This is a genomic window from Streptomyces asoensis (assembly GCF_013085465.1).
GTDB lineage: Bacteria > Actinomycetota > Actinomycetes > Streptomycetales > Streptomycetaceae > Streptomyces > Streptomyces cacaoi_A.
In genome coordinates this window covers 9,826,187-9,851,916 of the sequence record NZ_CP049838.1, presented here as the reverse complement: position 1 = coordinate 9,851,916, position 25,730 = coordinate 9,826,187, and the positions used below count along the sequence as shown (strand labels likewise).

Below are 25,730 nucleotides of genomic sequence, written 5' to 3'. Positions count from 1 at the left end.
CCAGTCGGATCTTCACTGAAGTCAGGGTGGTGAGACGCCCTGCTCCAGGATTCGCAGTGAAGGTGGCAGTTTCCGGACCAGTCCCGGCCCGAGCTGGGTCTGAGCAACGCCAAAACGGCGTGCTTCCGCAGGCAGTTGGGGGTGGTCGCGCAAGTACGGGGAGGTGAGCAGGCCGGTGAGCACGATGACTTCAGGGTGGGTGGCCACTTCGATTCGGGGCTCGGAGGCGCGGTGGGGATCACCGAACGGGTCCTCGCCCAGCACTTCGAGTCGGCGGTTCCACCTCTGCCGAAGAGGCTCTCCGCTCTGCTCACCGGTGAACCACCCGGTCAGGCAGTCGCGGGCGTCGATGAAGGCCGGCTCGGTGAAGGGATGGGCGCCCCGGCGGACGATCCGGTGGTTCCGGAGGTTGGCCCGCAGAACCCTCGGGCAGCAGCGTCAGATCGTGTTGCTCTGCTCCGAGGAGCCATCGGCTGTGCCGGTGGCAGACACCTTCGTGGTGCGGGGTGCTGCGGACGACGAGCCCGTGGACGTGCCGCCGGGCCATGCAGAGGCGGCAGGCAGGGCGGCGCCGCGGTTCGATGACCTCCTCTGTGGAGGACCGAAGCCCGAACTGGCGGCCCTGGTCTCCGACGCTGCCAGCCGTGCCGGGGCGTTGTGGGCCGCCCATCGTGGTCTCGGCTGATCGCGCATATCGGGCCGTGATCCATCTGCGGGAATCGCCCTCGCGGCGGAGCCAGCACCGGTAGATCTCCTTGCATACGCGAGCGCAACTGACTGACAAGGAATGGGAGTTCATCGAGCCGTCCCTGCCGATCGGAGAGTACGGCCCGTACCCGGAGCGGCTGCGACAGCAGTTCGAGGCGCGATCTGGCGGTTCAAGACCGGCAGGCAGTGGCGGGAGGTGCCGCAGGAGTTCGGCGCCTGGTCCACTGTGCACAACCGTTTCCGGCAGCGGCGTGACACGGGCGTCTTCGAGGCCCTGCTCGAGGGCCAGATCGCGGAAGCGGTGAAGCGGGGCGAGGTGGACCTATCCCTGGTCAGCATCGACTCCACCACCGCGCGCTCACCACGACCCCGCTGGTATCCACCTGGACCAGGACGTCCTCACCGCCCTGGAGAAGGCCACGGCCGAGCGATACGGGCACACCCTGGCGGTCGCCGCGCACGTTTGCCTGGCCGGCCACGCAAGTGGTCGCCGCACCCCGAAGCGAGCCGAGGTGGCTACCTTCGCCCCCACGTCCGCGAATACTTGGCTGGCCACATGATTGGTGCTACGTTATTCATGTGGCCAGCCACATTTTCTCTTGAACTTCCCCCACAGAACTGAGGAGACCCCATGGGTGTGCCATCAGAGGGGCCGTATTGCCTTGGAGGAGCGACCTCATGTCCCACAAGAACTCTCAAGTGAAGCCTCCGATCAATCAACGCGTGCTGACCCTCGGCATCACCCCTGATGCGCTTTCGCCGGACGATTTTCCCCCGGGGGTTGAGACGCTCGAGGAGCTGGTCGCCATGAGGAAGCGCAGCTGGGCTGCGCTTCAGGCCACAGGTGTCGACGGCGAGGCGGGCTATGTCAGCCTGGACCCCGACGAGGCTGAGGCCGAGCTGCGCCGACTGTTCGACGGGCACTCGTTCGGGGTGGTGCTCATCGGCGGCGGCATCAAGAATGTCCCGGAGTACACCGTCCTGTTCGAACGGATCGTCAACGTGCTCATCGACCTCCAGCCCGACATCCGGTTGAGTTTCAGCTCACATCCAACGAACGTGCCCGAGGCGCTGCAACGCTGGCTCAAGAGGTCCTGACAAGGACATCTCACGGAGCTGGGCGTTGGACGTGGCGGTGGGTGATGAGGCAGGTGGCGAGGCCGAGCAAGGCTTCCTGGATGTCGTCGCGTCGTTCCCCCGCGGATCCGCAGCCGGCGGAAGCCGTGCAGCCAGGCGATCGTCCGACTCCCCGCACAGTGAGCGGCTTGAGTCGCAAGCTCCCAGAGCCGGCAAGCTCGTCACCACCGTCACCACCGTCACCACCTGCCCGCTCGACCAAGCGGCCACCGCCCAGCAGGTCAGCGACGCCGGGCACGTGCGGGGCAAGCGCGGTCCTGACCGTCGCCTGAGCACGGCTGCCCGCCGCCTCCCCAGGCGGCGGAGCGGCCTGCTACACCGACTACCCCACCCCCACTGGCTGAGGAACCGAACCATGCCCACCCCCGAATTCCACATCCCCACGACGGCTGACGCAGGACCGATGAGCTACGCGATCTTCCAACTCGCCCGCGCCCACCGCGCCTTCGCCGCCGCCCTGCTGCGCGAGATGGACCTGCATCCCGGACAGGAACTGGTGCTGATGCACCTTTTCGACCGGGACGGCCAGTCCCAGTCCGAGCTGCTCGAATGCCTCGGCGTGGACCACTCCACCATCTCCAAGGCACTACGCCGCATGCAGGACGCCGGCCTGGTCATCCGCGAGCCGGCCGCACATGACCGGCGCGTCATGGTGGTCCACCTCACTGACAAGGGGCGGGCGATGCGCGAGCCCATCGCGGCCCTGTGGCAGGCCCTGGAGGAGACCACTGCCCGGAATCTGTCGGAGCAGCAGGCGGAGTCCTTCGTCGAGACCGCGTACGCCATCACCGAGGCGATCAGCAGCCGCGCGCTGCCGGAAGAAGAGTCCGCCTGACTCCCCGGTGTGCACCCCAGACCCCCATACGCCACACCACACGTGAAAAGGCGCATGCGAACCGGGGGCACACCGTCCCGCAGGCCACGCGACCACCTCCAGGCCGGCCATTCACCCACCCCGTTCCGGCTGCCTTCGGACGCGGCACGTTCCGGCGGCGAGGCGCACTGCGGATCCTCCCCCACGGCCCGCCTCCACTCGCCCGCCCAGCACTCAGACGCCTACGTCTGCGGCCACTCCCGCCCCGCCCACCAAACCCCTCGCTGACGACCTGACGGAAAGTGAAACCCCTATGCCTGCCACCGACTCAACCACTCTCCCGGTCCTCGTCGTCGGGGCGACCGGCTCCCTGGGGAGCAAGGTCGTCGACGAACTCCTGGGGCGCGGCAAGAACGTCCGCGCCCTGGTGAGGCCGGCCAGCGACGCCAGCCGGCTCGAAAGCCGGGGCGTTCAGATCGCCCGCGGCGACATGCTCGACGTCGACTCGCTCGTGGCCGCCATGAACGGCGCCGACGCCGTCATCACCACCGCCGCCGGCTACACCCGCGGCGGCAAGAACGCCAACGACATCGACACCATCGGCAACGCCAACCTCGCCGAGGCCGCCCACCGCACCGGCATCCGGCGGTTCGTCCTGACCAGCATCCTCACCAGCGACCAGACGCCCCAAGTCCCGCACTTCTGGCACAAGAAGCTCGCCGAAGACAAACTCGAACAGCTCGGCGTCCCGTTCGTCGCCCTGCGTCCGGGGGCCTTCCTCGACCAGGTCGCGACCATGGCGGGCAACCCGCTCGACAAGGGCCGCCTGATCTGGATGTCCAAGGCCACCGTTCCGCTGACCTTCGTCCGCACCTCCGATCTCGCGGCGTACCTGGCGGCCGCGGTCGACGCCGAGGCCGAGGCCGGTGAGCGGATCGACATCGGTTGGGACCGTCCGGTCAGCATGCGCGAGGTGGCCGACGTGATGGGCCACCGGGCCGGAAAGAAGATCAAGGTGTGGGCCGTCCCCTCCGTCGTCGTCCGCGCCGTAGGAGCCGTCGTCGGCCGCTTCTATCCGGTCGTCAAGGACATGGCCGCGATGTTCGGCTGGTTCGAGACCGGACGCTACGTCGCCGACTCCCGCCGCCAGGAGCAGCTGTTCGGCCCCGTCCCCACGGCCAAGGACGTCCTCGCCCGGTTCACCGACGAGCTGCGCACCGCACAGCACCGGTGACAGGCCCGCGTCCCGCCCCTCGCCGCCCGAGGCGGCCTGACCAGGACGCCTCGGGCCTACCCCTCCTGGACCAGACGTTCGCCGCCGAGTGCGCGGAGGAACTTCCCGAGCCAAGCTGGAGCACCCCTTCGGCCCCGACTGGGAGGTCTACAAGGTACGCGGCAAGGTGTTCATGCTGATGACCGACGTCCCCGGGCGCCCCGTCGTGATCCTCAAGGCGGACCCCGGCGAGGCCCAGGCTCTCCGGGAACACAACAGCCACATCACCCCCGGCTACCACATGAACAAGAAGCACTGGATCACGCTGGAGGGCGGGACAGGCGTCGACGAGGAGCTCGTCAGGGAACTCGTCACCGACTCCTACCTGCTCGTCGTCTCCCACCTGCCCAAGGCCGAGCAGCCCGTCGACCCGCACACCTACGGCACCGGCACGCGGGCGGGCCGGTGAGCGCGGCCGGTGACCGCCTTCAGGCCACCGCCCGCAAGGCGGCCCCCACCGACGACTACTGACCGGGCGCCGAGGCGGTCCGCGGATGGCGGACATCGTGGCCCGGCCGTTCTGGCTGTACTGCCGGGAGGCCGGTGTTCGTCAGGGTGTTTTCGGGTGCGGGGCGTCTGCCGGACTGCTGTGTGCTGTGTCGGCGGGTTCGGTCTGTGCGAGTGCGGCAAGGAGTTGCAGCTTCTCGTCGCTGTCGCTGTCCTTGTCGGGGTAGTAGACAACGAGGATGACGTCGTCAATGGGGAGTTTGTCGCGGTGGAGCCGCAGATCACCGACGATGGGGTGGTGGACGGTGGTGGTGCCTCCGTCGAGGTTGCGGACATCGTGTCGGGCCCACAGGGTGCGGAACCGCTGACTGGACAGTGCGAGCTCTCCGACGAGTTCCACAAACCGGGGGTTGTCGATGTCGTCCCCGATGGTGGTGCGAAGAGCGGCGATGAAGCTGGCGGCGGCTTTGGCCCAGTCCTGGTGAAAGGCTTGTTCCTCGGGATCGAGGAAGAGGGAACGAAGCCGGTTCTGGCCGGGCCGCAGGCGCGGGGAGAGCGCGACGGCCATGGGGTTGGAGGTCAGGACATCGAACGCACGCCCTTCGACGAACGCGGGAATCTGAAGGTGGGCGAGGAGCTGGTGCACCCGTGCCGGTACGTGCTCGGGTCGCTTGCGGCGCGGAGCCCTGGGGCGTGCTGCCGTGAGGCCGAGCAGATACGTCCGCTCGACGTCGTCGAGGCGCAGGACACGCGCGAGTGCTTCGAGGACCTGAGGTGAGGGGTTCTTGTCGCGGCCGCGTTCCAGTCGCAGGTAGTAGTCGGGGCTGATTCCGGCGAGCAGGGCGACTTCCTCACGGCGCAGGCCGGGCACGCGGCGGTTGCCGCCGGGCGGGATTCCTGCCTGTGCCGGTGAGATCAGCTCGCGCCGGGCGCGCAGGTAGCTGCCGAGCCGGTTGCCGGATTCCTCATCCTTCATACCGACACCGTAATGCGGTGTGCGGGACTCAGAGGGGGCCCTGGCAGGACCAGGGAAGACGGGGGCACTGTTGCACCCCGCGGATGCCGCCAAGACTGCGGTAGCACTGTTCACAAAGGACAGAGAACATCACTGAATGCGCCGCGGGCCTGAACGCCGTCGGCGTCCTGGACTGAAGGAAGATCTCGTGGATCTCTCCAACCGCACCGTTCTCATCGTCGGCGGGACCTCCGGTATCGGGCGAGAGCTGGCCCGCCGGTTCGCCGCAGCGGGCAGCACCGTGGCCGTTGGCGGCCGCAGCCCGGAGGCACTATCGGAACTCGCCGAAGAGGGCTTCGGCACGATCAGCATCGATGTCACCGACAGTGCCTCCGTCACATCTGCCCGTGACACTGTGCTCGCCCGGTACCCCGAGCTGGACACCGTGGTGACGATGCCGGGCGTCATGCTCCTGGAGGACCTGCGCGACCCCGCGCACTTCGAGGCGGCAGAGAAGACGATCGACACCAACCTGGTGGGCACCATCCGGGTGATCGACGCCTTCACCCCGCACCTGGTCCGGCGGGGCGCCGGCACCTTCATCACCGTCACCTCCGGCATCGCCTTCCTGCCTTTCCCGCCCATGCCCACCTATGCCGCCTCGAAGGCCGCGGTGCACGCCTACTCCGAGGCACTGCGCGCGCAACTCGACGACACCGGCGTCAGCGTCGTCGAACTCGTCCCGCCGGCCGTCGCCACAGCAGGCCAGGAAAAGGTCAACCCGCACGCGCTGCCGCTCGACGACTTCGCCACCGAGGTCATGCAACTGCTTTCAGAGGACCCCACCCCCCGCGAAATCCTGGTGAAGGGGGTCCTCATGCACCGCTGGGCCGAGCGCGACGGCACCTATGACGACCTCGTCGCACAGCGTTCCCAGGCCCTGGCCATGCTCCCCAGCCGCGAAGGCTGACCCCCTTCCTCCCAGGGCCGCATGGATCATCCCCCCGGCGGCGAGTGAGCAGCCACGCGTCCTGGACACGAACCCCGTCACCCGAACGGCCCCGCTCTGCCGGGCGGCGACGTTTCAGCGGCAGGCGTCTCTGGGGGCGAGCAGGTGGGGCATAGCCGGCCCGCAGCAGGTACAAGTGTGGGCACGGGTCACGATCCGTAGGCGCGATCACCACCGGTTCATCGGCAAGTGTCAACAGCGGATGGAGTCGCGTCTGCACGACTGGACACTGAGCCCGCCGTCCAGTGGGCGCATGACCAGCACTCAGGCGCAGGTCAAAGCTGTATGGCGTACACCACAAGAGGTACATCGGTGCAGAAGAGCGCGCCGCGCTGCGACGACCGGGCGGCCGGATCGGCTCCGGCCTGTGTACTGCCGTACTTCAAGCCGACCAACACGGTGCACTCAAACAAATACCCGGCCGCCGGAGCGTACAGCTCCTCCGGGGAGCATCCCTGCGGGGGGGGCGCCGGTGGGCAGTTACCGCTTCTTGTTCTTCGTCGCCTTTTTTGCGCTCTGTGCGTTGTCCTGACCTGTGGTCGCCTCCTTCTTTGCTTGACCGGGCGGTCCGCTCACGGCCTTGGTCCCGGGGCTCACGGTGGTGTCGGCGGCGGTGCCCGGTGTCGCGGTGAGGTTTCCCGGTACCGGGCGGACGCTGTGTGCGGGGGCGGAACTGGTGTGGCCGGCGGACGGCTGTGGCGCCGGTGTGACGGGGGTGCCGTTGCCGTCTTCTGGGGTGCCGGGGGAAGGGGAGGTCGCGGCCGGACCGTCGGCGGGGCGGGCAGCCTTGCTGTCAGCGCCGTGCTGCGAGGAACCGTCAGCTACGGCGAGGGTGGCGGCTATGGCGGCGGCTAGTGCGGCAGTTGCCCCGGCCATCAGGAAGCGGCTCCGGGTGCGAGCAGGTGCCGAAGCGGCTCGGGGGGCCGCTTCGGCTAGGGGCTGCTCCGGGGCGGGCAGCGGCTTCCTGCGGGTACCGGTGGTGCCATCGGCAGGCTGCCGGCCCGCAGCGATGCTCGTGACACGGGCTGCGGGCAGGCGGGGCGTGAGGTCTGTGCGGTCCGTGCCGGTGGACAGGGTGGACAGGGCGGTCAGTGTCCGGGCGCAGTGGGGTGCCGTGGGGCGTGTCTGCTCGTCCAGGGCGGTCATGTCCCGCAGCAGGGCGGCGAGTTCCGTGGGGAGGAAGTCCGGGAGGCGGGGGGCGCGGTGAAGCCGCGCTATCGCCGCTTCCAGGGGACCGCCGTCGTATTCGAGCCTGCCGGTGAGGCATTCGAGGAGTACCAGCCCCAGGGCGTAGACGTCGGCCGGCCGGCCGACGGGCCGGCCCAGGACCTGTTCGGGCGAGAGATAGGCCGCCGTGCCGATGAGGGTGCCGGTGGCGGTGCATGTGGTGGTGTCGAGCAGCCGGGATATACCGAAGTCGGTGAGATGGGCATGACCGGATGCGTCCAGGATGACATTGGACGGCTTGACGTCGCGGTGGACGATTCCCGCCTCGTGCGCGTGGGCCAGGGCATCGGCGAGACCGGCGCCGACCCTGGCGGTGGCGCCGGGAGACAGAGGGCCCTCGGCGATACGCGCCTTGAGGGTGTGGCCTTCGATCAGTTGCATGACCAGATATGCGTCACCGTCGTGCCGTCCCGCGTCATAGGCGGTCACCAGTCCGGGATGCTGCAACCGGGCCAGAATCATGGCCTCGCTCAGGAAGGCTTCCTCTGTGTCGAACCCGGTGTCGGGCCGGAAGAGTTTGACGGCCACCGGCCGACGCAGTCTCAAGTCAAAGCCACGATGGACGTCCGCGGCACCACCCGAACCGATGAGCGCGTCCAGGCGGTACCGGCCGGCCAGTATCCGGGCGGAGCACCGAGAAGCCAGTGCGAAACCCGACTCGCGGAACCCCAATGTTTTTCTCCCACTTTTCTGACGGACGCTTCCGGCGTGCGCCCGCCGCCGGCGGCGGGCTTCCGGCCGCGGGTACCCGCACGGCACCGGACTACCCATGGCACCTCCCCTGCGGCACCGCCTCAGGCCGGCCGGGGCGGATCACCCCGGCCACCCTGCCTCCGCCCGTCAGACGGAGGGCCCCGGGCTCGCTGCCGACGGGCCGAGCAGGGGGATGCGGGCGGTGATGCGTTTGCCGACCGGCTGCTGCTCGACGACGAGGTCCTTCGCGACAGCTTTGACGATCTCCAGGCCGTGCTGGCCGATCCGGCCGGGGTCGGCGGCCCGGGCCGCGGGAACGGTGGGGTCGCTGTCCCACACGACGACGTCCACGGCGTAGGTGTTGATGCGCAGTTCCACCAGGACCGGGCCGGGGGCGTATTTGCAGGCGTTGGTGACCAGCTCGCTGACCACCAGCTGGGTCAGGTCCCTCGTGGGGGCGGGCACCGACAGGGGATAGTCGGCTGCGGCCTGGTCGAGGAAGGCAAGGGCGTGCCGGCGGGCGTCGGCGATGCAGCCGTCGCCACCACCGAGGGCGTAGCCGGCGCGGATCAGGTACTCATCCGGCGCCGGACAGCCGTAGCCGCCGTTATGGGATGCCTCTGGGCGCGCCCTCATTCACTCTTCACGAGCGCGCCACTACCCCCGATCCCGTCCTACATGTCTGAGCCATGTTATTCGTCGTGGCCATCCGGGGGCATGGGGTGTTGGAGGTGGGGCAGAATCGTCCGTGCACGCCCCGTCCCGGGGCAGGCCCAAGCGCATTCGAGGAGACGGTGAGCGGCATCGAGCAAGCGGACCGGCCCGACCGGTTCTCCGTCGCACACCGCACGGTCGACGGCGTGCGCGTCGTCACCGTGCAGGGCGAGATCGACCACGACGTCAAAAACGCCTTCAGCAACGCCCTGCTCCCAGAGGACGGCGTGGCACAGGCGTCGCGGATCGTGGTGGACCTCAGCGGCGTGACCTTCATGGACTCCAGCGGCATCAACGTCTTCGTCACCGCCCACCAAGCCGTCAGCAGCACTGAGGGATGGCTGCGCATCGCCGCCGCACAGAAACCCGTCCTCCATGTCCTCCAGCTGGTCGGCATCGACGCCGTCATCACCTGCCACACCACCCTCGAGCAGGCCCTCAACCCCTGAGGGTCCTACTGAGGCGGGTCCGGGGCATCGTCGTGCCGCGAGCGGCGCTGCACGGCCTCACCCAGCTCATGGCCCACCAGCTCCGGCAGCGGCTGCTGCCCCAGCGCCCAGCCGATCACCATCTCGGCGACCGTGTGCAGCTTGATGTTGGTGTGCTGGGACACCTCACGCAGCACCTCGAACCCGATGGCCGGCGCAATCCGGTGGACCGCTATGAGGACACCGAGGGCCTGGTCGACCGTCGCGTGGGAAAAAACCGCGTGCCGCAGCTGCGCATTCTCCTGCTCCAGACAGCCGGCCACCGCGGCGTTGCGCGTGCCGTCGTCGGGCAGGTGCCGCGGTACACGGGACGAGGTCGTCATGGCCGGAACTCCATACGGGGGCGGACATTTCCCGTACGCCTGCCCCGGACCGCAACGGCAAGACACGCCCGACGCTGGTAAGAAGATCACATGAAGGGTGGGCGGGCTCTTCCCCGTACGTCGTCGACGAAGAGCCCGGCTGTCGCCCCAACCCCTCACCCACCGAGTCGCCCGCACGACCGCTCCCACTCCCGCTCCGTACCGCCAACAACCGCCCCGGACGTGGTCCCGGCTGCCCGCCGAAGACGGGGGAATGGCCGCCAGGACCTGGGGCAGACGGGTGCGTGTATGACCCATGCGAAAAGTGGCGACCTGGGAGGCTCCCGATGCTCATGGCGCACCCGGCCGTACTGAGGAACCTCATCGAGCAGTACGAGACCCTGCGCGTCCTGCACGCCGAGAACGGCAGCGAGGAGGCCCACCGGCGGATGGACGACGTCGCCTACCCCCGGTGTGTATCGACCGGTACCCGCGACATCGACGCCGCCCTCATCGCCGCACGCCACCAACTGCCCGGAGTCCGCACCGAGGACGACTCCCTCCTCCCCGCCTGACCAACGCGCTCCCCGCCTCGGCCCTGCCAGTTATTGAGCAGGGGCCGGTCCCGATCCCTCAGCTGCGGGGCACCCAAATGCTGGCCGCCGACCAGATTCGCCAGCAGTGTCGCTGCAATGCCAGGGGACGTTGTCAGAGGTGGCTATCCGATCCAGACGGGACTGGTGACCGGCAAGGCACTCCCCTGTATCGCGAGGCGAGTGCTGATGCCGTCACGGGGATACGTACACGGCATCAGCACTGCACAAAAAGTGTGGCAGGTACCCTTCGTGCACGAAAGAAGGCGGAGGCCGACCAGGATTTCGCTGGGGCGCCTGATGTACCGACTGGTGCGCGGTTTCGGCTTGGCCAGCCGCACGACGTTCCCAGGATGCGCGAACGACCGTGACGCCGGCGCCGCGCGGTCAGCGGCGCCACGGCCTCTACGCCGAGTATCTTCGCCACGCAGATCCTGCCGATCTCCGGCCACGCATCCGCCGGCTGGAGCGCGTCCTGGTCGTGCTTGCACTGATAACAGATCAACCACAACGGCCCAGGCCCGGCAGACAAGGCGGCCCGGCAGACAAGGCGGGCCTCACACCCAGCGATCGGGACGCCCTGGAACACGTCTTCGGCCAATCGCCTGCGGACCGTCGGACAGCCCTCCGCCTCACCCCCACCACCCCGATGCAGACAGCCGTTCTGGAACACCTGGGGGCTGGCAACCACCGGAATCTGGACTACTGCGGGCAGCCCATCGGGGACTACACGCCTGCTCCGCGCCGGACGACCTGAGCTGACCGGCCGACGGATCAGAGGCACGACGTCTTCGTTCAAGGCAGCCATGAGGTGAGGACCTGCGTCAGCTTCTCGGGTTCCAGCGCCCCGGGAGCTCTCGGTCCTCACGCTTCACCCGGAAGACATGGCCCATGAGGCGGGCGACACCAGCATTTCGATGGCGGCCCAGCAGCGTTTCAGCCGTCACTTTCCGTGCCGACCAGGACAAAGGCCATCGTGACGGGCTGGTCGCTGCGGTTGCGCCAGCCGTGCCGGGTGCCGTTCTGGATCACGAGGTCTCCTGCCGAGAGCTGTGTACAGCGGCCGTCGTCGAGTTCGAGGACGATCTCGCCCTGGAGCACGATGCCGTAGTCCACCGTCGGCGTCGTGTGCATGCCGTCGGGTTCCATGAGGTCCGCGATGCCCGGTGAATCGGCCCGCTGCTCGCGGTCGAAGGCGACGGGGTCGAACGCCGGGTCGGCCATCGCGCTGTCCGGCGGGAAGGTCAGGACCACGAACCGTGTGCCGCCGGGTGCCGGGAGCAGGCTGGTGACCTTCGGCGTCGGGTCCTCTCCGCTCCGACTGATGGGCTCGCCGGGTTCGGTGGCCCAGGGCAGTCGGGACACCCAGCCCGGCAGGCTGGTGAACTCCCGGCTGCGTGGGACGGGGCCGTCGCTTACGATGACCGACCGGCCGCTCTCGTCATGGCCCGTGACGACTCTGCGCATGATTCGTCTCTCCTCGGTCGTTCCGTCCAACCAGTCGGTCGGTGGGGCGTCGGTCGGGTCGGTAGGTCAGTCGGGTCGGCCGCGGCCGGCCCCGGTCGGGGCCCCGAGTGCCGTCGCCCAGGCGTCCAGGACGTCTGCCACCGTGGCGGCGGGCGCGCGGAGCAGGGCCGATGCCACGGTGCGTAGGAACAGTCGGTGCCGTTCGTCCGTGAGGTACTCGACCGGGGACTTGCCGTCCACGCGCGCGAGCAGGAGCGCCGGCAACAGTGACGCGGCCCGTGACTCCAGGGCCGGCCGGGGCTCCCAGTCGACGCACCGGCCGTATTCCTCGGCCAGCACCCGGGCCGAGCGAAGGAGATCCTCCCGGCGCTCCGGCACCACCAGGCTCTTGAGCAGCAGATGGTTGACGCAGAAGGACAGGTCGAAGGCCGGGTCTCCGTACCAGGCGCACTCGGCGTCCAGCAGTACGGGCCCGGACGGGCCGACGAGGATGTTCTTGGGGCTGACGTCGCCGTGCACCAGAGCGAGGTGTGTGTCCGCCGTACGGTCGGCGAGGGCGTCGAGGATGTCGCGCAGGTCGGGGTGCGCGGCAGCGGTCGCGAGCAGGTAGGGCTCGATGCGCAGGGCGTGGAAGTTGTCGTCGGTGGCGAACTCCGCGGCGAGGGCCGCTTCTCCCGCGCTCGCCGCGTGGAGACGGCCGAGCAGTTCTCCGACGGCCGCGGCGGTCGCCACCCGCACCTCGCCGCGCAGCAGTTGTGCCTTCCACATCGGGTACCGCTCGGGGGGCAGGAACGCCATTGCGAAGAGGCCGGCACCGGGGTCGTGCGCCAGCAGTTCGGGCACGCTGTCCGGGCGGTGCCGGGACGCGAAGCGCATCCACGCCCATTCGTAGGCGTTGCGCGACACCGGCGCCTGCCAGTCGGCGGCGACCTTCAGCTTGGCCAGGGCACGTTTGACGCAGAGGGAGCGGCCCGGCAGGTCCACTCGCCACAGGTCGGACGAGACGCCGCCGGTCAGTGGCGTCCAGCGTGCCGCTTCGCCGGCTCGGGCGAGCTGGTGCGCAGTGAGGAAGTCGGTCAGCGCGGGTTCCGGGTTCGCCTCCGTGGGGGTCTGGCTCATCGTGGGTCTCCTGGCCGGGTGGGCAGACCATGGGGGGTGTTGCAGGCATGGGCCGGAGGCTCGTCCGCCAGGATCCGCACGACCTCTTCGGCCGCGCGGCGGCGCAGTTCGGTGACCGAGGCGTCGGAGGAGAAGGCGATGTGCGGGGTGAGCAGCGCGCCCGGCTGCTGAAGCAGTCCGGTGGGGACGTGCGGCTCGGATTCCAGTACGTCGAAGGCGGCTCCGTCCAGGTGCCCGGTCGCGAGCGCCTTGACGACGGCGTCGGTGTCCACCAGGCCGCCCCGGCTGACGTTGACCAGCAGCCCGCCGGGCCGCATCGACGCCAGCTTTCCGGCGTCGATGAGGTGATGTGTGGCGGGGGTGAGCGGCACGTGGAGGATCACCACGTTGCTGCGGCGCAGCAGTTCCTCCAGGCCCACCATCTCCACCTCCTGGGCGTCCCTCGGTGGGTACGGGTCATGGGCCAGGACTCGGCAGCCGAACGCGCCGAGCTTGCGGGCGGTGGCGCGTCCGATGCGCCCGTATCCGACGACCCCGCAGGTCAGCGCGGACAGTCGGCGCAGGCGGGCCCCGGCGGGGTTCCAACGGCCGGCGCGGACCTCCCGGTCGGCCACGGCCAGACCGCGCGTCCAGGCCAGGACCATGGCGACGGCGTGGTCGGAGACCTCCTCGACACAGTAGTCCGGCACGTTGGTGACCCACACGCCGCGCTCGGTGGCGGTGTCGACGGCGATGTTGTCGAGTCCCACGCCGAGCCTGGCCACGATCCGCAGGTCCGGCGAGCTGCCGATCGCGGTGGCGGAGACGGGGGCCCAGCAGGTGAGGATGCCGGCGGGCCGGTGCTCGGCCACCAGTTCCTCGATCTCCTCGGTGGGGGCGGGATCGGCAGGTCCGGTGACAAGGGTGTGGCCGGCCTCTTCGATGACCGATCGCTCGACGGAGTCGTCGGGCCACGCGTAGTCGGTGAGCAGCACGGTGCCGGAGCGGCTCGGTGGTTTCATGGCAGGTCGTCCTCGCTGAATCGTGCGGCCGCCGCGGGCGGCCAGACGTCACGCCTGGCCGCACCGGATGAGCGGGTCTGAATCACCACCCGGCAGGGCGGGATGGAAGGGGTCGCTGGGCCCGGGTCGGGATCGGGAATCGCAGGCGCTTGCCGACTTGTGGTCGGTGCGGCGCCGCAGTAGCCCCAGGAACGGGTCGCGAGATTCCGGGGCATGTCGAAGCACATTGTCACAGCCACGTGATGCTAACGATAGCATTGAGGGCCTTCGCGACGTCAAGAGTTCGGCACACACCCGATCGCCGAGCGCCCCGGCCAGGGGCAAGCCAGAGCCGGAGGCCCCAGCTACCAGGGGAAATCGAGGAGTACAAAGAAATCCGGTGTTTACATCTTGACGCGCCTGAGGCTTCCCCTTCATGGTTCTGCCAGCGCCGACCGTGTGACTGATAAGTGTCCGCACGGGGTCCGGCTGTCGAAGACGCCATAGCCACGGATGTCCCGACGGGCGATATACGGCTGAATTCCGCATGCGGTGTCCGACCGCGCGGCAGCTTGCGCCCCATTCCGCCGGCCGACGACGGCATCGCTGTCGCCGCCTCGAGTCCGTGTTCAGCTCACCGCTTCTCGTCATCGCCTGTACGGCGATGATCCGCCGCGGCCTGCCGTGGCCCATTCCCTCTCAGGAGCCGCTATGACTCACGCAGCGCAAGTCGACACCAGCACGGTGCCCGCCGACGAACCGCAGGAAAGCAGCCGCGCCCCCATTTCCCGCGTCATGATCGGGGTGGGCTTTCTGCTGGTGGTCCTCTCCTACATGGTCAACGCGATGGACCGACAGGTGTTCCCGCCCCTGCTGCCGAACATCCGCGCAGAGTACGGGTTCTCCCTGGAGCAGGGTGGGCTGCTGGCGACGAACTTCACCCTCGGCATGGCCCTGGCCGGCCTGCCCGCGGGCTACCTCCTGGACCGCTTCCGCCGCAAGACCGTGCTGCTGGTCAGCATCGTGATCTACTCCCTCGGCACGATGGCCACACCGCTGGCGACCGGCTTCGCCGACATGACGCTGTACCGGGTCATCTCCGGCTTCGGCGAAGGCATGCAGTCTGCCGCCATCTTCGCGGCGATCGGCGCGTTCTTCGCCCACCGGCGCGGCCTCGCCTTCGGCGTCATCGGCGTGGGCTACTCGATCGGCGTGTTCATCGCCCCGCTCATCGGCGTCCATCTCATGAGTACGCACGGCACCTGGCACTCGCCCTTCTACCTGTTCGGCACGGCCGGGCTGCTGATCGCCGCCGCTTCCCTGTTCCTCGTGAAATCCGGCCTGACCGAGCACTCCGCCGAGAAGGTCGTCTCGACCACGACCTACGAGCACATGCCGGCCTCCGCTTACAACCGAAACACCATCGCGCTGGCCGTCCACTCGGTCGTCAGCGGTGTGGCCATCTACGGCTTCCTCGGCCTCTACCCGACATACCTCGTCACTTCGCTGCACTACACCGCCGGACAGGCCGCGCTGTCCATGAGCTTCCTCGGCTTCGGCGGCATGACGGCCGTGTTCGGCGGCTGGCTCGGCGACCGCATCAACCAGCGCAGCCTGCTGATCGTGAGCCTGCTGGCCGTCTCCGTCATCAGCGTGTGCATCTACGAGACGCAGGCCGGTGTCGGCGTGCAGTGCGTGTTCGCCTTCCTCATGGGCGCCTTCGGACTGGGCTTCATCTACCCCAACACCAACAGCGCGATGCAGCGGGCCGTCCACCCCGGGCAGATCGGACGCGCCTCCGGACTCTTCGTCACCAGCTACTACGGTCCTGCGGCGTTCTCGGGCCTGCTCTTCGCCGCCCTGGTGGACTCCTTCGGCTGGAGCCGGGCCGGACTGCTCCAGGTGACGCTCCTGCCGCTGCTGGGCGTCGGCGCCCTGGCATTCGTCCGCACCGCGCAGTTCAACAACGCGGTCCGCTAGCGAACCCGCTCGACCGCACACGCGTCGCTGTGTGGCACAGGGCACCAGGCCTGTGCCACACAGCGACGCGTCACCAGCAGCAAACGGTGGCACACCACCGACATCCACGGGGCCTGCCCACCGCTCGGCGGTGGGCAGGCCCCGTGGATGTCGCCCGGCGGACGGCCGGAGTCAGGGACTCTCGGCCACGACCGGGTTGCGCAGCACCCCGATGCCCTCGATCTCCACCTCGACCTCGTCGCCGGGCCGGATCGGCCCGACACCGGCCGGCGTGCCGGTCATGATCACGTCTCCGGGCAGCAGCGTCAGATAGCGGCTGAGGTAACTGACCAGGTCGGGGACGGCGAGCAGCAGGTCCGCCGTGCTCGCCGACTGGGCGACGGCCCCGTTCACACGGGTCGTCAGAGCCAGTCCCGACGGGTCGAGTCCGGTCGAGATGACCGGCCCGAGGGGTGCGAACGTGTCCTGCCCCTTGCCGATCAGAAGGGTTCCGAACGCGCTTTCCTTACGCTGCACGATGCGATCGCTGACATCATTTCCGCACGTATAGCCGAGAATGTATTCATGGGCTTCGGAGGACCTCACACGCCGGGCTTGCTTGCCGATGACCACGACCAACTCGCCTTCGAAATGGATCAGTTCACCATCCGCCGGATAGACAATGGCTTCGTCCGGTCCGATGACCGCGGTACTCGGCTTCATGAAACACACGGGAACTTCCGGGACCTTACGGTCGGTCTCCACGATGTGGGAGGCGTAGTTGTAGGCGAACCCGAAAATCCGGGGCGACTCAAGCGGTGGGAGAACCGTCACATCGCCCACGTCGTCGATGCGACCCACAGGGGACAGCCCGGTGAAGGGATCGCCCTCGAATCTCGCGATCCCGGTGTCATCCGCAGTGAATTCTCCGTAGTGACGCTCGCCGCCGACGGCATACCTGACGATTCGCACGGGCCCCTCCGCAACTAGGCAGCCACGGGTGACTGCACGACACATCCACAGTGCTAACGTTAGCATGAAGGGGTCGATCAGCCCGCCGTCTCGACGCCCCGGCCGTGGTGCGCAGCGAGAGCGCTATCGTTGGCACACGGAAAGTGACGGCAATGGGATCAGTCAGCTCGAGGGGGCTCTCAGTGGTCACGACCAGGGACATCGCCGAACGCCTCGGAGTCTCCGTCTCGACGGTCGGCCGGGCGCTCTCCGACGACCCGCGCATCAGCGAGGAGACCAAGTTCCGCGTCCGCCAGACCGCTTCGGAGATGGGATACGTCGGCAACCGGGCCGCGCGGATGATGCGCGGCGCCTCCAGCAACGTGGTCGCGCTGGTGATCCCGGACATCCGCAACAGCTTCTACTCGACCATCGCGCACGAGCTGTCCAAGAACATGGCGGCCGAGGGTTTTCAGCTGATGCTCTCGGAGACCGACGACGACCGGATGGTGGAGCTGCGCCACCTTCGCGAGCTGTCGGCCAACCGGGTGGCCGGCGTCATCATCGTTCCCAGCGCCCGCCCGCACAGCGAGTCGGTCAAACTGCTCAAGGCCGTACCGCACCTTCAGCTGCTGCGCCGCCACCCGTCACTCGGTTCCCAGTGGTTCGGTGTGGACGACCACGAGGCGCTGCACCGGGGTACGGCCCACCTGGTGTCGCAGGGACACACGCATATCGCATATGTGGGCGGCCCCACGGAGCTGCCCACGGGCGCGGAGCGTCTGCGCGGCTTCCGCAGCGCCCTCGGCGAAGGCGGCCTGCCGGACGGTGCCGGGCGCACAGAGCTGGGACCGCCGGCGTCCATGGACCACGGCCGCCAGGCGGTGCGCCGACTGCTGACGGGCTCGGACGCGCCGACCGCGCTCGTGCTGGGATCGATCCAGCTCACCCTGGGCGTCCTGGAGGAGTTGTCCGAGCAGGGCGTGAAAGTACCCGGGGAACTGTCCGTGGTCGGGTTCGGGGACGAGCCGGGATTCTCCTGGTGGGGCCCCGGACTCACCACGATCGGTCTGCCGATCCAGGAGATGGCCACCGGCTGCGCGCTGTGGCTGTTGCGTCGGCTCAAGACCGAGCCGGGCAACGACGGCCCGTACACGTCGGTCTCCCCCGGGTCGCTGGTCCTGCGCGGCAGCACGGCACCACCGGACGGAAGAGACCCCGTCGCAGGGTCCGCCTGAGCCAGGGGCGGTCTCACCCGCCCGTATGTGTGAGGGCGCCCGGAGCGAGGAGCTCCGGGCGCCCTCACACGTACGGCACCAGGTCAGTACGTTCCGCTGCCCAGCTGCCGCATGACGCGGGCGGTGCGCACGAGTTCGTCGAGGACCTGCTCGGCTGCGGTCTCGTGGATCTTGCCCGGCCTGAAATTGCCACCCTCGACCAGTTCACCCACGAACGGGATGCTCACGGTCGGTCCGATCGGCGGCATCCTGAGGTTCGCCACGACCTGCTTGGCCATCTGCACCGCCCGGGTGCCCGCCGAGACGCCCCCGTAGCTGAACGAACGCGGCCGGCTTGTGCTGCCACTCGACGACGAGGTAGTCCCACGCGTTCTTCAACGGGGCGGGGAAACTGCCGTTGTACTCCGGGGTGACGAAGACGAACGCGTCCGACGCGTCGACGACCCGGCTCCATGCGCGGGTGTGGCTCTCGGTGTACTGCCGCAGGGCCGGGGGATACGGCTCGTCGAAGAAGGGAAGTGCCAGTTCATACAGGTCGACGGTGCGCGACTCGAATTGGTCGTACTCCGCGGCCCGGAGAGTGAACCAGTCAGCGACGGATCTGCCGACCCGCCCGGGGCGCGTGCTGGCCACAACGGTGGTGAGAGTCATCGGCGACACGGAGGGCTGGGCTGTCATGTCGGGCACCCTTCCCATCGGCCGGGACCCGGTCCGGCGGACCCACGCCGCCTGCGCTGTCCGTCCGTCCAGGAGAACGCGGGTCCGCCGGAGATCTTGGTGCGGCATCACCGGGTAATGCGAACGATAGCATTGGCGTTCACGGCGGCGACAAGTCGGCAGAACCGCAGGGTATGGATACGGTCCACCCCCTTGACAGAGTCGCCTTCGCTTCGCACGATTGCGCTATCGTTAGCACGATCGGGGCACGGCCGAGCACGTCAATCTCCATCTCGCTCGCGCCTCGTCACCGCCCCGCCGATATGGGCGCCGCCCCTCGGAGGCGGTCCGCACCCGTTCATGGGCGAGCACCCCTTCCGTACGCCTCCCGCTGCGGGCCGTTCGACTCCGGCAACGGGCGCGAACACCGCTCATCACCTTGATCGTCCGAACTCCGAAAGGTTGCACCGCACATGACAGACGCGCGGATCGCCAAGCTCTACGGCCGCAGGGTGTGGGACTCACGCGGCCGGCCTACCGTCGAGGTCGAGGTTCACCTCGCGGACGGCGCCCTCGGGCGGGCCATCGCACCGGCCGGAGCCTCGACGGGCCAGGGCGAGGCGCTCGACCTGCGCGACGGCGGCAGCCGCTTCGGCGGACTCGACGTCCGACGTGCGGTGGGTTCGGTGAACGCCGAGATCGCGCCCGCTCTCCTGGACCGCGACGCGGCCGACCAGGAAGCCGTCGACCGGCTTCTGGTGAACCTCGACGGAACCCCCGACCGCAGCCGTCTGGGCGGCAACGCGATCGTGGCTACGTCCATGGCGGTCCTGCACGCCACGGCCGCGTCGGCGGGCGTGCCGCTGTGGCAGCACCTCGCGGGCGGCCGGCCGGTCCGTATCCCGTTGCCGGAGATCCAGATCTTCGGCGGCGGCGCCCACGCGGACCGCCGCGTCGACGTCCAGGACTTCATGGTCGTCTGCCCCGCGGCGCAGAGCTTCTCCGAGGCCCTGGACTGGACGGCGGAGATCTACCGGGCCGCCGGCGGCCTGATGCGGAAGGCCGGCAAGGCCCAGGGGGTCGCCGACGAAGGCGGCTTCTGGCCGGCGTTCGACTCCAATGAAGAGGCGCTGGAGACGCTGACCCGGGCGATCGAGAGTGCGGGCTTCGCGCCCTCGGCCCAGGTCGGCATCTCCCTGGACGTCGCGGCCTCCCAGTTCGGCACTGCCGAGGGGTACACGCTGGCCCTGGACAACCGCACCCTGGACACCGCCGCGCTGATCGACATGCTGGGCGGCTGGATCGAGCAGTATCCGATCCTGTCCGTCGAGGACCCGGTGGGCGAGGACGACCACGAGGGCATGCTGGAGTTCACCCGGCGCTACGGCCACCGCTGCCAGGTGATCGGCGACGACTACCTGGTCACGAACGCCAAGCGCGTCGAGGCCGCGGCCGCCGGCGGAACGGTGAACGCCGTCCTGGTCAAGCCGAATCAGGCCGGCACCATCACCGAGGCGTTCCAGGCCCTTCGAGCCGGAAAGGACGCCGGCTTCGGCACGATCGTCTCGGCACGCTCCGGCGAGAGCGAGGACATCACGATCGCCCATCTGAGCGTCGGCTGGGACGCGGGCCAGTTGAAGGTGGGCTCGTTCACCCGTTCCGAGCGCATGGCCAAGTGGAACGAGGTACTGCGCATCGAGGAGTTCCTCGGTGAATCCGCTGAATTCAGTGGATGGTCCGCATTCACATTCGCTGCGGCCGGGCCTTCGACGACCAAGCCGTAAAACAGCCCCACCGTATTACAGTCATCGAAATCCAGAGCCGATCCGAGCCCGGAGACCAGCATGCTGCCACCCGTCAATCTGCGCCCGAGTTTCAACATCACCCGCTCCAGTCACGTTCGGCTCACGGTCGCGGATCTGGCCGAGAGCCGGAACTTCTACGTGAACGTGCTGGGACTGGTCGTCAGCGATGAGGACGAGCGCACCTGCTACCTGCGGGGCCTGTCCGAGGCCTGCCATCACAGCCTCGTCCTGGAGCTGGACGAAGACGGCGCGGGCAGGTGCCGGAGGATCGGCTTCCGGGTGTTCTTCGACGACGACCTCGACCTCGCGTATGCCTGGTTCCGGGCGCGGGGCCTGCCCGCCGAGTGGGTCGACGTCCCGTACCAGGGGCGCACGCTGCACGTCAGCGACCCGATCGGCACGCCGCTGGAGCTGTGCGCGCACATGGAGACCCGGCCGAGGCTGCACATCAACTTCGAGCAGTACAAGGGCGCCCACGCGCAGCGGCTGGACCACTACCAGACCTTCGCGCCCGACACCTACGAGCTGTGCGCGTTCTACGGAGAGCTCGGCTTCCGCAATTCGGAGTACCTGGCACACGGCGACAAGCTGCTGGGGGCGTTCATGTACCGCAAGGGCACGTGTCTCGACCTCGCGATCGTCGAGAACACCGGGCCCGCCCTGCACCACTTCGCCTACACCGTCTCCGAGAGCCATGACATCTTCACCGCCTGCGACTGGGCGGGCATCGCCGGCTACGGCGACGGCGTGGAGCGGGGGCCTGGACGTCACGGCCCGGGCGGGATGCTCTTCGCCTACCTCCGCGACCCTGACGGGCACCGGGTGGAGGTCTTCAACAGTCACTACCAGACCATCGACACGGAGATCGAGCCGGTGCGCTGGGACGCGGGATCGCTGAGCACCAATGCCCGCTGGGGCCTCCCGGCTCAGGAGAAGTGGTACTTCGAGGCATCGCCCTTCGTCGGTGTGCCGCAGATCCCGCCGGCCGAGCCGCCGAAGCCGATGTCGCTCGAGCGGTTCCTGCTCGAACAATCCGAGCACTGACCTTCCCTGCTTCCAGGAGTCACCATGGCACGAGTTCCCTACCTGCACCGCGAGGACGCAGACGCGTCACAAAAACCCCTGTACGACCGGCTGGAAGCCGAACGCAAGGTGCCGACGGCGAACATCTTCCTCGCCCTGGCCAACGCGCCGACCCAGCTGGACGGCTTCCTGACCTACGCCAACTCGCTACGAGCCGCCGACCTCAGCCCCAAGCTGCGGGAACTGGCGATCCTGACCGTCGGGCACGCGACCCGGTCGGCGTACGAGGTCGCACACCACCAGTCGCACGGGCTGGGAGCCGGGCTCACCGAGAAGCAGCTCGCCGCGGTGGCCGACTTCGAGACGTCCGACCTGTTCGACGCGACGGAGAAGGCGGTGATGCGCCTCGCCAAGGAATCCACGCTCCTGGTCGACGTCTCGGAAGAGACATGGCGAGCCGCCGCCGGCCACCTGACGGACAAGCAGATGGTCGAACTGTCCTTGTCCATCGCCTGGTACAACTCCGGCGTCCGCATCATGGGACTTCTGGGCATCGACCTCGAGGAAAATTACCCGAACCCCTTCCCAAATTCGCAGAACTCAGCGTCGTAGGGCGCGTCAACACGTGAGACGTGATTACCGAGCCGCCGGTACGCCGCCTCGGTCGCCGAACAAGAATGCCTCCGTCACCCGCTAATGGGAACGGAGCGGTTTCAAGGAGTATTTCAATGGCGAAAATGCTCGCTGCACGACTGCACGCGCTCGGTGAGCCGATGACGGTCGACACGATCGACGTGCCCACCCCGCGCCCGACCGACGTGCTGGTGCGGGTCAAGGCATGCGGCATCGTGCCGAACATGGCCAACGTGATCAACAACTGGCCGACCTGGTTCCCGCACCAGCCGCTGCCGAAGTTCCCCGCCATCTTCGGTCTGGACGCAGCCGGCGTGGTCGAGCAGGTCGGTGAGGCGGTGCTGCACACCAGGCCGGGTGACCGGGTCTACGTCAACCCGCTTCGGTCCTGCGGCAGTTGTCAGGTGTGCCGGGGCGGGGAGCTGAGCCGCTGCCGCTACTTCACGCTGAACGGCTACTTCAGCACTTCCCGTGACGGCCAGCGGATCTTCGACCTCTACCCCTACGGTGGCTTCGCGGAGTACATGACCGCTCCGCAGTACTCGATCGTCAACATCCCGGACAATATGACGTTCGAGCAGGCCGGCAAGCTGGGCTACATCGGCACGGCCTACGGTGCCCTGAAGAACGCTGCGGCCGGTCCCGGGCAGGTCGCGCTCGTCGACGGGATCACGGGCACCCTCGGCGTCGCGTCGGCCGTGCTCGCGCTGGCCTCCGGCGCCTCCCGGGTCCTCGGGACCGGCCGCAACGACGAACTCCTCAAGCGCGTCAAGGAGCTGGACCCGGACCGAGTCGAGGTCTTCCGGCTGGGCGAGGGTTCCACTGGCGCGTGGGCCAAGTCCCGCACTGGCGGCGAGGGCGCGGACTATGTGATCAGTGCTCTCGGCGCCAAGGCCCCGGTGGAGACGATGCTCGACTCCATGCAGGGCGTCCGCCGAGGCGGCAGGGTCGTCAACGTCGGTGGCGTGGCCGACCGGCTGCCCGTGGACGTGAAGTGGCTGATGGACGAGCAGGTCCAGCTGATCGGATCCAACTGGTTCAGCACCGCCCAAGGGCAGGAACTCGCCGACATGGTGGCCACGGGCACCCTGGACCTGTCGTACCTGCATGCCAAGCCGTTCCCGCTGTCCAGGGTCAACGAGGCCATCTCGGGGCTCGAGGACCGCGACGGCGGATTCAGCAACTATGTCGTCATCCCCTGACGTCTTGTAGCTCACCCCGCGGCGATCCTGTCCTGCCCTGACGTCGCCGCGGGGTGACCGTCCCACGGTCGTTGCGCTCGGCAGTACGGAGTAACCGATGGAACTGCGCTGGCTGGATTCGTTCGTCGTCGTCGCTGAGGAACTGCATTTCGCGCGCGCGGCCGATCGGCTCCATCTGGCTCCCTCCGCACTCAGCGCCCAGGTGAGATCGCTGGAGTCGCACCTGGGAGTCCGCCTCATCGACCGCGGCCGGCGCACCCGCCCGGCGCTCACCGGCGCCGGGCGACTGTTCCTCGAAGAGGCACGGCTCACCCTTGCGCAGGCCGCCCGGGCGGAGGCAGTGGGTCGGCGCGCCGGTCGCGGGGAACTGGGGCACGCCGAGATCGGCTACGTGGCCTCCGCCGCCTATTCCGGTGTGCTGACTGACGTCCTCACCCGGTGCTCGGCCTCCGACACCCATCTCACCCTACAAGTACGTGAGTTGGAGACACCGGCCCAGCTGGAGGCCCTGTCCTGCGGGGACATCGACGTCGGCTTCCTGCGCTGGCGGCCGGAGTACCCGGCCGGGGTCACGACCAGCTGCCTGCTCACCGAAGAGGTCGTCCTGGCGCTGCCGGACGGCGCGCCGCTGGCCGCGTACGAGGCGGTACCGGCATCGGAGCTCCGCAACGAGCGGTTCGTGGCCCCGCACTTCGACGAGGAGTACGGCTGCCGCGACCAGATCCTGGAGGTGGCGGAGCAGGGGAACTTCACCCCACAGTGCGCGCCTGGAGTACGGGACTTCATCGCCGCCCTCACTCTGGTGGGCGGCGGTCTCGCCGTGGCACTGGTGCCGGACTCTCTGCGCCGTGTACGGATACCGGGGGTCGCCTACCGACCGCTGGCGAACGTAGCACTGACCACCCGGCTGGTGGGTGCGTACCGCAGAGGGGAGACCTCGCCTGCGGTACGAGGCGTGATCCGCCGGCTGCGGGAGGCGGCCGCCGTGACAACTGCCGCCGACTGAAACCGTGGCGGAGTCCCCGAGCGCCGGACAGCGGGCAACGGGCAACGGCAGCGCCGCCATGATCATGGTCTGCGCGCGGCAAGCCGGCCAACGACGAATCGGCGCATGTTTGTGCGCGGAAGACGCACTGGCGACGCAGGTCAGAGGGGTTGTACCAGGCCTACGCTCAACACGGGACCACAGGCCGTCCGCCGTCGGTGGACCGGCGCTGGACGGAAGGACAGGCGGAGGAGCACATGACATCGATCAAGCACGTGGGAGTCGTCGGCGCCGGGCAGATGGGCCGGGGCATCACCGAGGTCTGCGCACGGGCCGGACTGCGTGTCACCTTGTGCGACGTGACCGAGGACAGGGCCCGGGCCGGGCTGGCGGGCGTGGCGGACTCCCTGCTCAAGAAAGAGAAGCGCGGCGCCCTCACCTCCGATGGCCGCGCACGCGCTCTGGCCGGGATCTCGGTCACCGAAGATCTTTCCCGCCTGTCCGGAGCGGACCTGGTCGTCGAGGCCGCCGTCGAGGACGAGCAGGCCAAGAGGGCGCTTTTCCGACAACTGGACGAGGTGGTTACCCACCCGGATGCGGTGCTGGCCAGCAACACCTCCTCGATCCCCATTGCCCGGCTCGCGGCCGTGACCCGACGGCCTGAGACGGTCGTCGGGGTGCACTTCTTCAATCCGGTCCCTGAGATGCCGCTAGTCGAGGTGATCCCGTCGCTGCACACCTCGAAAGCCACGGAGCTGCGTATGTGTGCCTTCGCGGGCGAGACCCTGGGCAAGACGACGATCGTCACACAGGATCGCGCGGGATTCGTCGTCAACTCCCTGCTGATTCCTTACTTGTTGGCAGCAGTCCGGATGGTCAGCTCCGGCACGGCGACCGCGGAGGACATCGACACAGGGATGACCGCCGGTTGCGCCCACCCGATGGGCCCGCTGCGCCTTGCCGACTTCATCGGTCTGGACACCGTGGCGGCGATCGGCGAAGCCCTGTACGAGGAGTACCGGGAACCGCTCTACGCGCCTCCCCCGTTGCTGCGGCGCATGGTCGAGTCGGGTCTGCTGGGCCGGAAATCAGGGCAGGGATTCTTCAGCTACCGAGCGGCCTGAGGGCCCACAGCGCTCTCTCGCCGGTCCCAGGCAGTACCGGTCGCCACGTCAATGCTGTCATCGACAGCCCCGAACCGGGGATGGTCGCGGCAGCAGCATCCACCAGCGGCACTGCGCGGCTGTCACCAGCGCGCCGGACGAGGGCCCTTGCCGTCAGGTGCCAAAGAGATCGGCAGGCGGCAGGGCCCAGATCGAGGAGCGCTTAGGCTGAGGTACGTCTGTGCCCA

24 protein-coding genes and 2 pseudogenes are annotated in these 25,730 nt (G+C 68.6%); 16 read left to right on the top strand and 10 right to left on the bottom strand.

Features of this window, described 5'->3' with window-relative positions:
* Positions 1-755: 755 nt before the first annotated feature.
* The 5 genes and pseudogenes from G9272_RS45785 to G9272_RS43690 all read left to right on the top strand — a co-directional run.
* Positions 756-1,139: pseudogene (locus tag G9272_RS45785) on the top strand (transposase); the annotation flags it as partial.
* Between the two features lie 247 nt (positions 1,140-1,386).
* On the top strand, positions 1,387-1,806 hold the full coding sequence (locus G9272_RS43705) for a hypothetical protein (protein ID WP_171401713.1): 420 nt from the start codon (positions 1,387-1,389) through the stop codon (positions 1,804-1,806).
* A 394-nt stretch (positions 1,807-2,200) separates the two neighbouring features.
* Positions 2,201-2,680 carry a MarR family winged helix-turn-helix transcriptional regulator gene (locus G9272_RS43700; RefSeq protein WP_171401712.1) on the top strand — a complete coding sequence of 160 codons (480 nt, stop codon included), beginning with the start codon at positions 2,201-2,203 and terminating at the stop codon, positions 2,678-2,680.
* 292 nt (positions 2,681-2,972) lie between these two features.
* The gene (locus tag G9272_RS43695) at positions 2,973-3,893 is read left to right on the top strand and encodes an SDR family oxidoreductase (protein WP_171401711.1); all 921 of its coding nucleotides are present in this window, start codon (positions 2,973-2,975) and stop codon (positions 3,891-3,893) included.
* Positions 3,894-3,958: 65 nt separating this feature from the next.
* A pseudogene (locus G9272_RS43690) lies at positions 3,959-4,341 on the top strand (MmcQ/YjbR family DNA-binding protein).
* Between the two features lie 141 nt (positions 4,342-4,482).
* Here the strand turns inward: G9272_RS43690 and G9272_RS43685 are convergent.
* Positions 4,483-5,355: a helix-turn-helix transcriptional regulator gene (locus G9272_RS43685; RefSeq protein WP_171401710.1), complete on the bottom strand. Its 873-nt coding sequence runs from the start codon at positions 5,353-5,355 to the stop codon at positions 4,483-4,485.
* 187 nt (positions 5,356-5,542) lie between these two features.
* On the opposite strand from G9272_RS43685, the gene G9272_RS43680 reads away from it, so the two are divergent.
* Positions 5,543-6,304, top strand: a complete 762-nt coding sequence (locus G9272_RS43680) for an SDR family oxidoreductase (RefSeq protein ID WP_171401709.1) — start codon at positions 5,543-5,545, stop codon at positions 6,302-6,304.
* A 519-nt stretch (positions 6,305-6,823) separates the two neighbouring features.
* Here the strand turns inward: G9272_RS43680 and G9272_RS43675 are convergent.
* On the bottom strand, positions 6,824-8,242 hold the full coding sequence (locus tag G9272_RS43675; protein WP_253268136.1) for a serine/threonine-protein kinase: 1,419 nt from the start codon (positions 8,240-8,242) through the stop codon (positions 6,824-6,826).
* Positions 8,243-8,410: 168 nt separating this feature from the next.
* Positions 8,411-8,899 carry an ATP-binding protein gene (locus G9272_RS43670; protein WP_171401707.1) on the bottom strand — a complete coding sequence of 163 codons (489 nt, stop codon included), beginning with the start codon at positions 8,897-8,899 and terminating at the stop codon, positions 8,411-8,413.
* Positions 8,900-9,057: 158 nt separating this feature from the next.
* Between G9272_RS43670 and G9272_RS43665 the strand changes: the two genes are divergently transcribed.
* The gene (locus G9272_RS43665) at positions 9,058-9,426 is read left to right on the top strand and encodes an STAS domain-containing protein (RefSeq protein WP_171401706.1); all 369 of its coding nucleotides are present in this window, start codon (positions 9,058-9,060) and stop codon (positions 9,424-9,426) included.
* A 5-nt stretch (positions 9,427-9,431) separates the two neighbouring features.
* On the opposite strand, the gene G9272_RS43660 is transcribed toward G9272_RS43665, so the two are convergent.
* On the bottom strand, positions 9,432-9,788 hold the full coding sequence (locus G9272_RS43660) for an ANTAR domain-containing protein (RefSeq protein ID WP_171401705.1): 357 nt from the start codon (positions 9,786-9,788) through the stop codon (positions 9,432-9,434).
* 326 nt (positions 9,789-10,114) lie between these two features.
* Here G9272_RS43660 and G9272_RS43655 point away from each other — a divergent pair, with 326 nt between their 5' ends.
* Positions 10,115-10,342 (top strand): DUF5133 domain-containing protein, encoded by a 228-nt coding sequence (locus G9272_RS43655; protein WP_171401704.1) that lies wholly within the window; start codon positions 10,115-10,117, stop codon positions 10,340-10,342.
* Positions 10,343-11,296: 954 nt separating this feature from the next.
* Here G9272_RS43655 and G9272_RS43650 read toward each other — a convergent pair.
* From G9272_RS43650 to G9272_RS43640, 3 genes are all read right to left on the bottom strand, one after another.
* A complete protein-coding gene (locus G9272_RS43650; protein WP_171401703.1) occupies positions 11,297-11,827 on the bottom strand; it encodes a cupin domain-containing protein in 531 nt (176 codons plus the stop codon).
* A 66-nt stretch (positions 11,828-11,893) separates the two neighbouring features.
* Positions 11,894-12,946: a phosphotransferase family protein gene (locus G9272_RS43645; protein ID WP_171401702.1), complete on the bottom strand. Its 1,053-nt coding sequence runs from the start codon at positions 12,944-12,946 to the stop codon at positions 11,894-11,896.
* The gene (locus tag G9272_RS43640; protein WP_171401701.1) at positions 12,943-13,947 is read right to left on the bottom strand and encodes a C-terminal binding protein; all 1,005 of its coding nucleotides are present in this window, start codon (positions 13,945-13,947) and stop codon (positions 12,943-12,945) included. The genes G9272_RS43645 and G9272_RS43640 overlap by 4 nt, the downstream gene beginning before the upstream one ends.
* A gap of 690 nt (positions 13,948-14,637) precedes the next feature.
* Between G9272_RS43640 and G9272_RS43635 the strand changes: the two genes are divergently transcribed.
* Positions 14,638-15,906, top strand: a complete 1,269-nt coding sequence (locus G9272_RS43635; RefSeq protein WP_171401700.1) for an MFS transporter — start codon at positions 14,638-14,640, stop codon at positions 15,904-15,906.
* Between the two features lie 171 nt (positions 15,907-16,077).
* On the opposite strand, the gene G9272_RS43630 is transcribed toward G9272_RS43635, so the two are convergent.
* Positions 16,078-16,857, bottom strand: coding sequence for a fumarylacetoacetate hydrolase family protein (locus G9272_RS43630; RefSeq protein ID WP_171401699.1), 780 nt, complete (start codon positions 16,855-16,857; stop codon positions 16,078-16,080).
* 182 nt (positions 16,858-17,039) lie between these two features.
* Here G9272_RS43630 and G9272_RS43625 point away from each other — a divergent pair, with 182 nt between their 5' ends.
* Positions 17,040-18,074, top strand: a complete 1,035-nt coding sequence (locus G9272_RS43625) for a LacI family DNA-binding transcriptional regulator (protein ID WP_171401698.1) — start codon at positions 17,040-17,042, stop codon at positions 18,072-18,074.
* Between the two features lie 83 nt (positions 18,075-18,157).
* On the opposite strand, the gene G9272_RS46025 is transcribed toward G9272_RS43625, so the two are convergent.
* Positions 18,158-18,286 (bottom strand): hypothetical protein, encoded by a 129-nt coding sequence (locus G9272_RS46025; protein ID WP_301272169.1) that lies wholly within the window; start codon positions 18,284-18,286, stop codon positions 18,158-18,160.
* Positions 18,279-18,752, bottom strand: coding sequence for an NADPH-dependent FMN reductase (locus G9272_RS43620; RefSeq protein WP_253268135.1), 474 nt, complete (start codon positions 18,750-18,752; stop codon positions 18,279-18,281). Before G9272_RS43620 ends, G9272_RS46025 begins: the two co-directional genes overlap by 8 nt.
* 452 nt (positions 18,753-19,204) lie before the next feature.
* On the opposite strand from G9272_RS43620, the gene eno reads away from it, so the two are divergent.
* The 6 genes from eno (at position 19,205) to G9272_RS43590 (ending at position 25,503) form a co-directional block, all read left to right on the top strand.
* Positions 19,205-20,515, top strand: coding sequence for a phosphopyruvate hydratase (eno, locus tag G9272_RS43615; RefSeq protein WP_171401697.1), 1,311 nt, complete (start codon positions 19,205-19,207; stop codon positions 20,513-20,515).
* A gap of 60 nt (positions 20,516-20,575) precedes the next feature.
* Positions 20,576-21,580 carry a VOC family protein gene (locus tag G9272_RS43610; protein WP_171401696.1) on the top strand — a complete coding sequence of 335 codons (1,005 nt, stop codon included), beginning with the start codon at positions 20,576-20,578 and terminating at the stop codon, positions 21,578-21,580.
* A gap of 24 nt (positions 21,581-21,604) precedes the next feature.
* The gene (locus G9272_RS43605; RefSeq protein ID WP_171401695.1) at positions 21,605-22,171 is read left to right on the top strand and encodes a carboxymuconolactone decarboxylase family protein; all 567 of its coding nucleotides are present in this window, start codon (positions 21,605-21,607) and stop codon (positions 22,169-22,171) included.
* Positions 22,172-22,296: 125 nt separating this feature from the next.
* Positions 22,297-23,394, top strand: a complete 1,098-nt coding sequence (locus G9272_RS43600) for an alcohol dehydrogenase catalytic domain-containing protein (RefSeq protein WP_253268134.1) — start codon at positions 22,297-22,299, stop codon at positions 23,392-23,394.
* A 97-nt stretch (positions 23,395-23,491) separates the two neighbouring features.
* Positions 23,492-24,400, top strand: a complete 909-nt coding sequence (locus tag G9272_RS43595) for a LysR substrate-binding domain-containing protein (RefSeq protein ID WP_171401693.1) — start codon at positions 23,492-23,494, stop codon at positions 24,398-24,400.
* A gap of 236 nt (positions 24,401-24,636) precedes the next feature.
* Positions 24,637-25,503 carry a 3-hydroxybutyryl-CoA dehydrogenase gene (locus tag G9272_RS43590; protein WP_171401692.1) on the top strand — a complete coding sequence of 289 codons (867 nt, stop codon included), beginning with the start codon at positions 24,637-24,639 and terminating at the stop codon, positions 25,501-25,503.
* The last annotated feature ends 227 nt before the right edge of the window (positions 25,504-25,730 follow it).

What these genes read in the sequence shown, in the direction of transcription:
- G9272_RS43705 (WP_171401713.1), top strand. Translation starts at nt 1,387, where the DNA reads ATGTCCCACAAGAACTCTCAAGTGAAGCCTCCGATCAATCAACGCGTG.
- G9272_RS43700 (WP_171401712.1), top strand. Translation starts at nt 2,201, where the DNA reads ATGCCCACCCCCGAATTCCACATCCCCACGACGGCTGACGCAGGACCG.
- G9272_RS43695 (WP_171401711.1), top strand. Translation starts at nt 2,973, where the DNA reads ATGCCTGCCACCGACTCAACCACTCTCCCGGTCCTCGTCGTCGGGGCG.
- G9272_RS43685 (WP_171401710.1), bottom strand. Translation starts at nt 5,355, where the DNA reads ATGAAGGATGAGGAATCCGGCAACCGGCTCGGCAGCTACCTGCGCGCC.
- G9272_RS43670 (WP_171401707.1), bottom strand. Translation starts at nt 8,899, where the DNA reads ATGAGGGCGCGCCCAGAGGCATCCCATAACGGCGGCTACGGCTGTCCG.
- G9272_RS43660 (WP_171401705.1), bottom strand. Translation starts at nt 9,788, where the DNA reads ATGACGACCTCGTCCCGTGTACCGCGGCACCTGCCCGACGACGGCACG.
- G9272_RS43655 (WP_171401704.1), top strand. Translation starts at nt 10,115, where the DNA reads ATGCTCATGGCGCACCCGGCCGTACTGAGGAACCTCATCGAGCAGTAC.
- G9272_RS43650 (WP_171401703.1), bottom strand. Translation starts at nt 11,827, where the DNA reads ATGCGCAGAGTCGTCACGGGCCATGACGAGAGCGGCCGGTCGGTCATC.
- G9272_RS43645 (WP_171401702.1), bottom strand. Translation starts at nt 12,946, where the DNA reads ATGAGCCAGACCCCCACGGAGGCGAACCCGGAACCCGCGCTGACCGAC.
- G9272_RS43640 (WP_171401701.1), bottom strand. Translation starts at nt 13,947, where the DNA reads ATGAAACCACCGAGCCGCTCCGGCACCGTGCTGCTCACCGACTACGCG.
- G9272_RS43635 (WP_171401700.1), top strand. Translation starts at nt 14,638, where the DNA reads ATGACTCACGCAGCGCAAGTCGACACCAGCACGGTGCCCGCCGACGAA.
- G9272_RS43620 (WP_253268135.1), bottom strand. Translation starts at nt 18,752, where the DNA reads ATGACAGCCCAGCCCTCCGTGTCGCCGATGACTCTCACCACCGTTGTG.
- eno (WP_171401697.1), top strand. Translation starts at nt 19,205, where the DNA reads ATGACAGACGCGCGGATCGCCAAGCTCTACGGCCGCAGGGTGTGGGAC.
- G9272_RS43610 (WP_171401696.1), top strand. Translation starts at nt 20,576, where the DNA reads ATGCTGCCACCCGTCAATCTGCGCCCGAGTTTCAACATCACCCGCTCC.
- G9272_RS43605 (WP_171401695.1), top strand. Translation starts at nt 21,605, where the DNA reads ATGGCACGAGTTCCCTACCTGCACCGCGAGGACGCAGACGCGTCACAA.
- G9272_RS43600 (WP_253268134.1), top strand. Translation starts at nt 22,297, where the DNA reads ATGCTCGCTGCACGACTGCACGCGCTCGGTGAGCCGATGACGGTCGAC.
- G9272_RS43595 (WP_171401693.1), top strand. Translation starts at nt 23,492, where the DNA reads ATGGAACTGCGCTGGCTGGATTCGTTCGTCGTCGTCGCTGAGGAACTG.
- G9272_RS43590 (WP_171401692.1), top strand. Translation starts at nt 24,637, where the DNA reads ATGACATCGATCAAGCACGTGGGAGTCGTCGGCGCCGGGCAGATGGGC.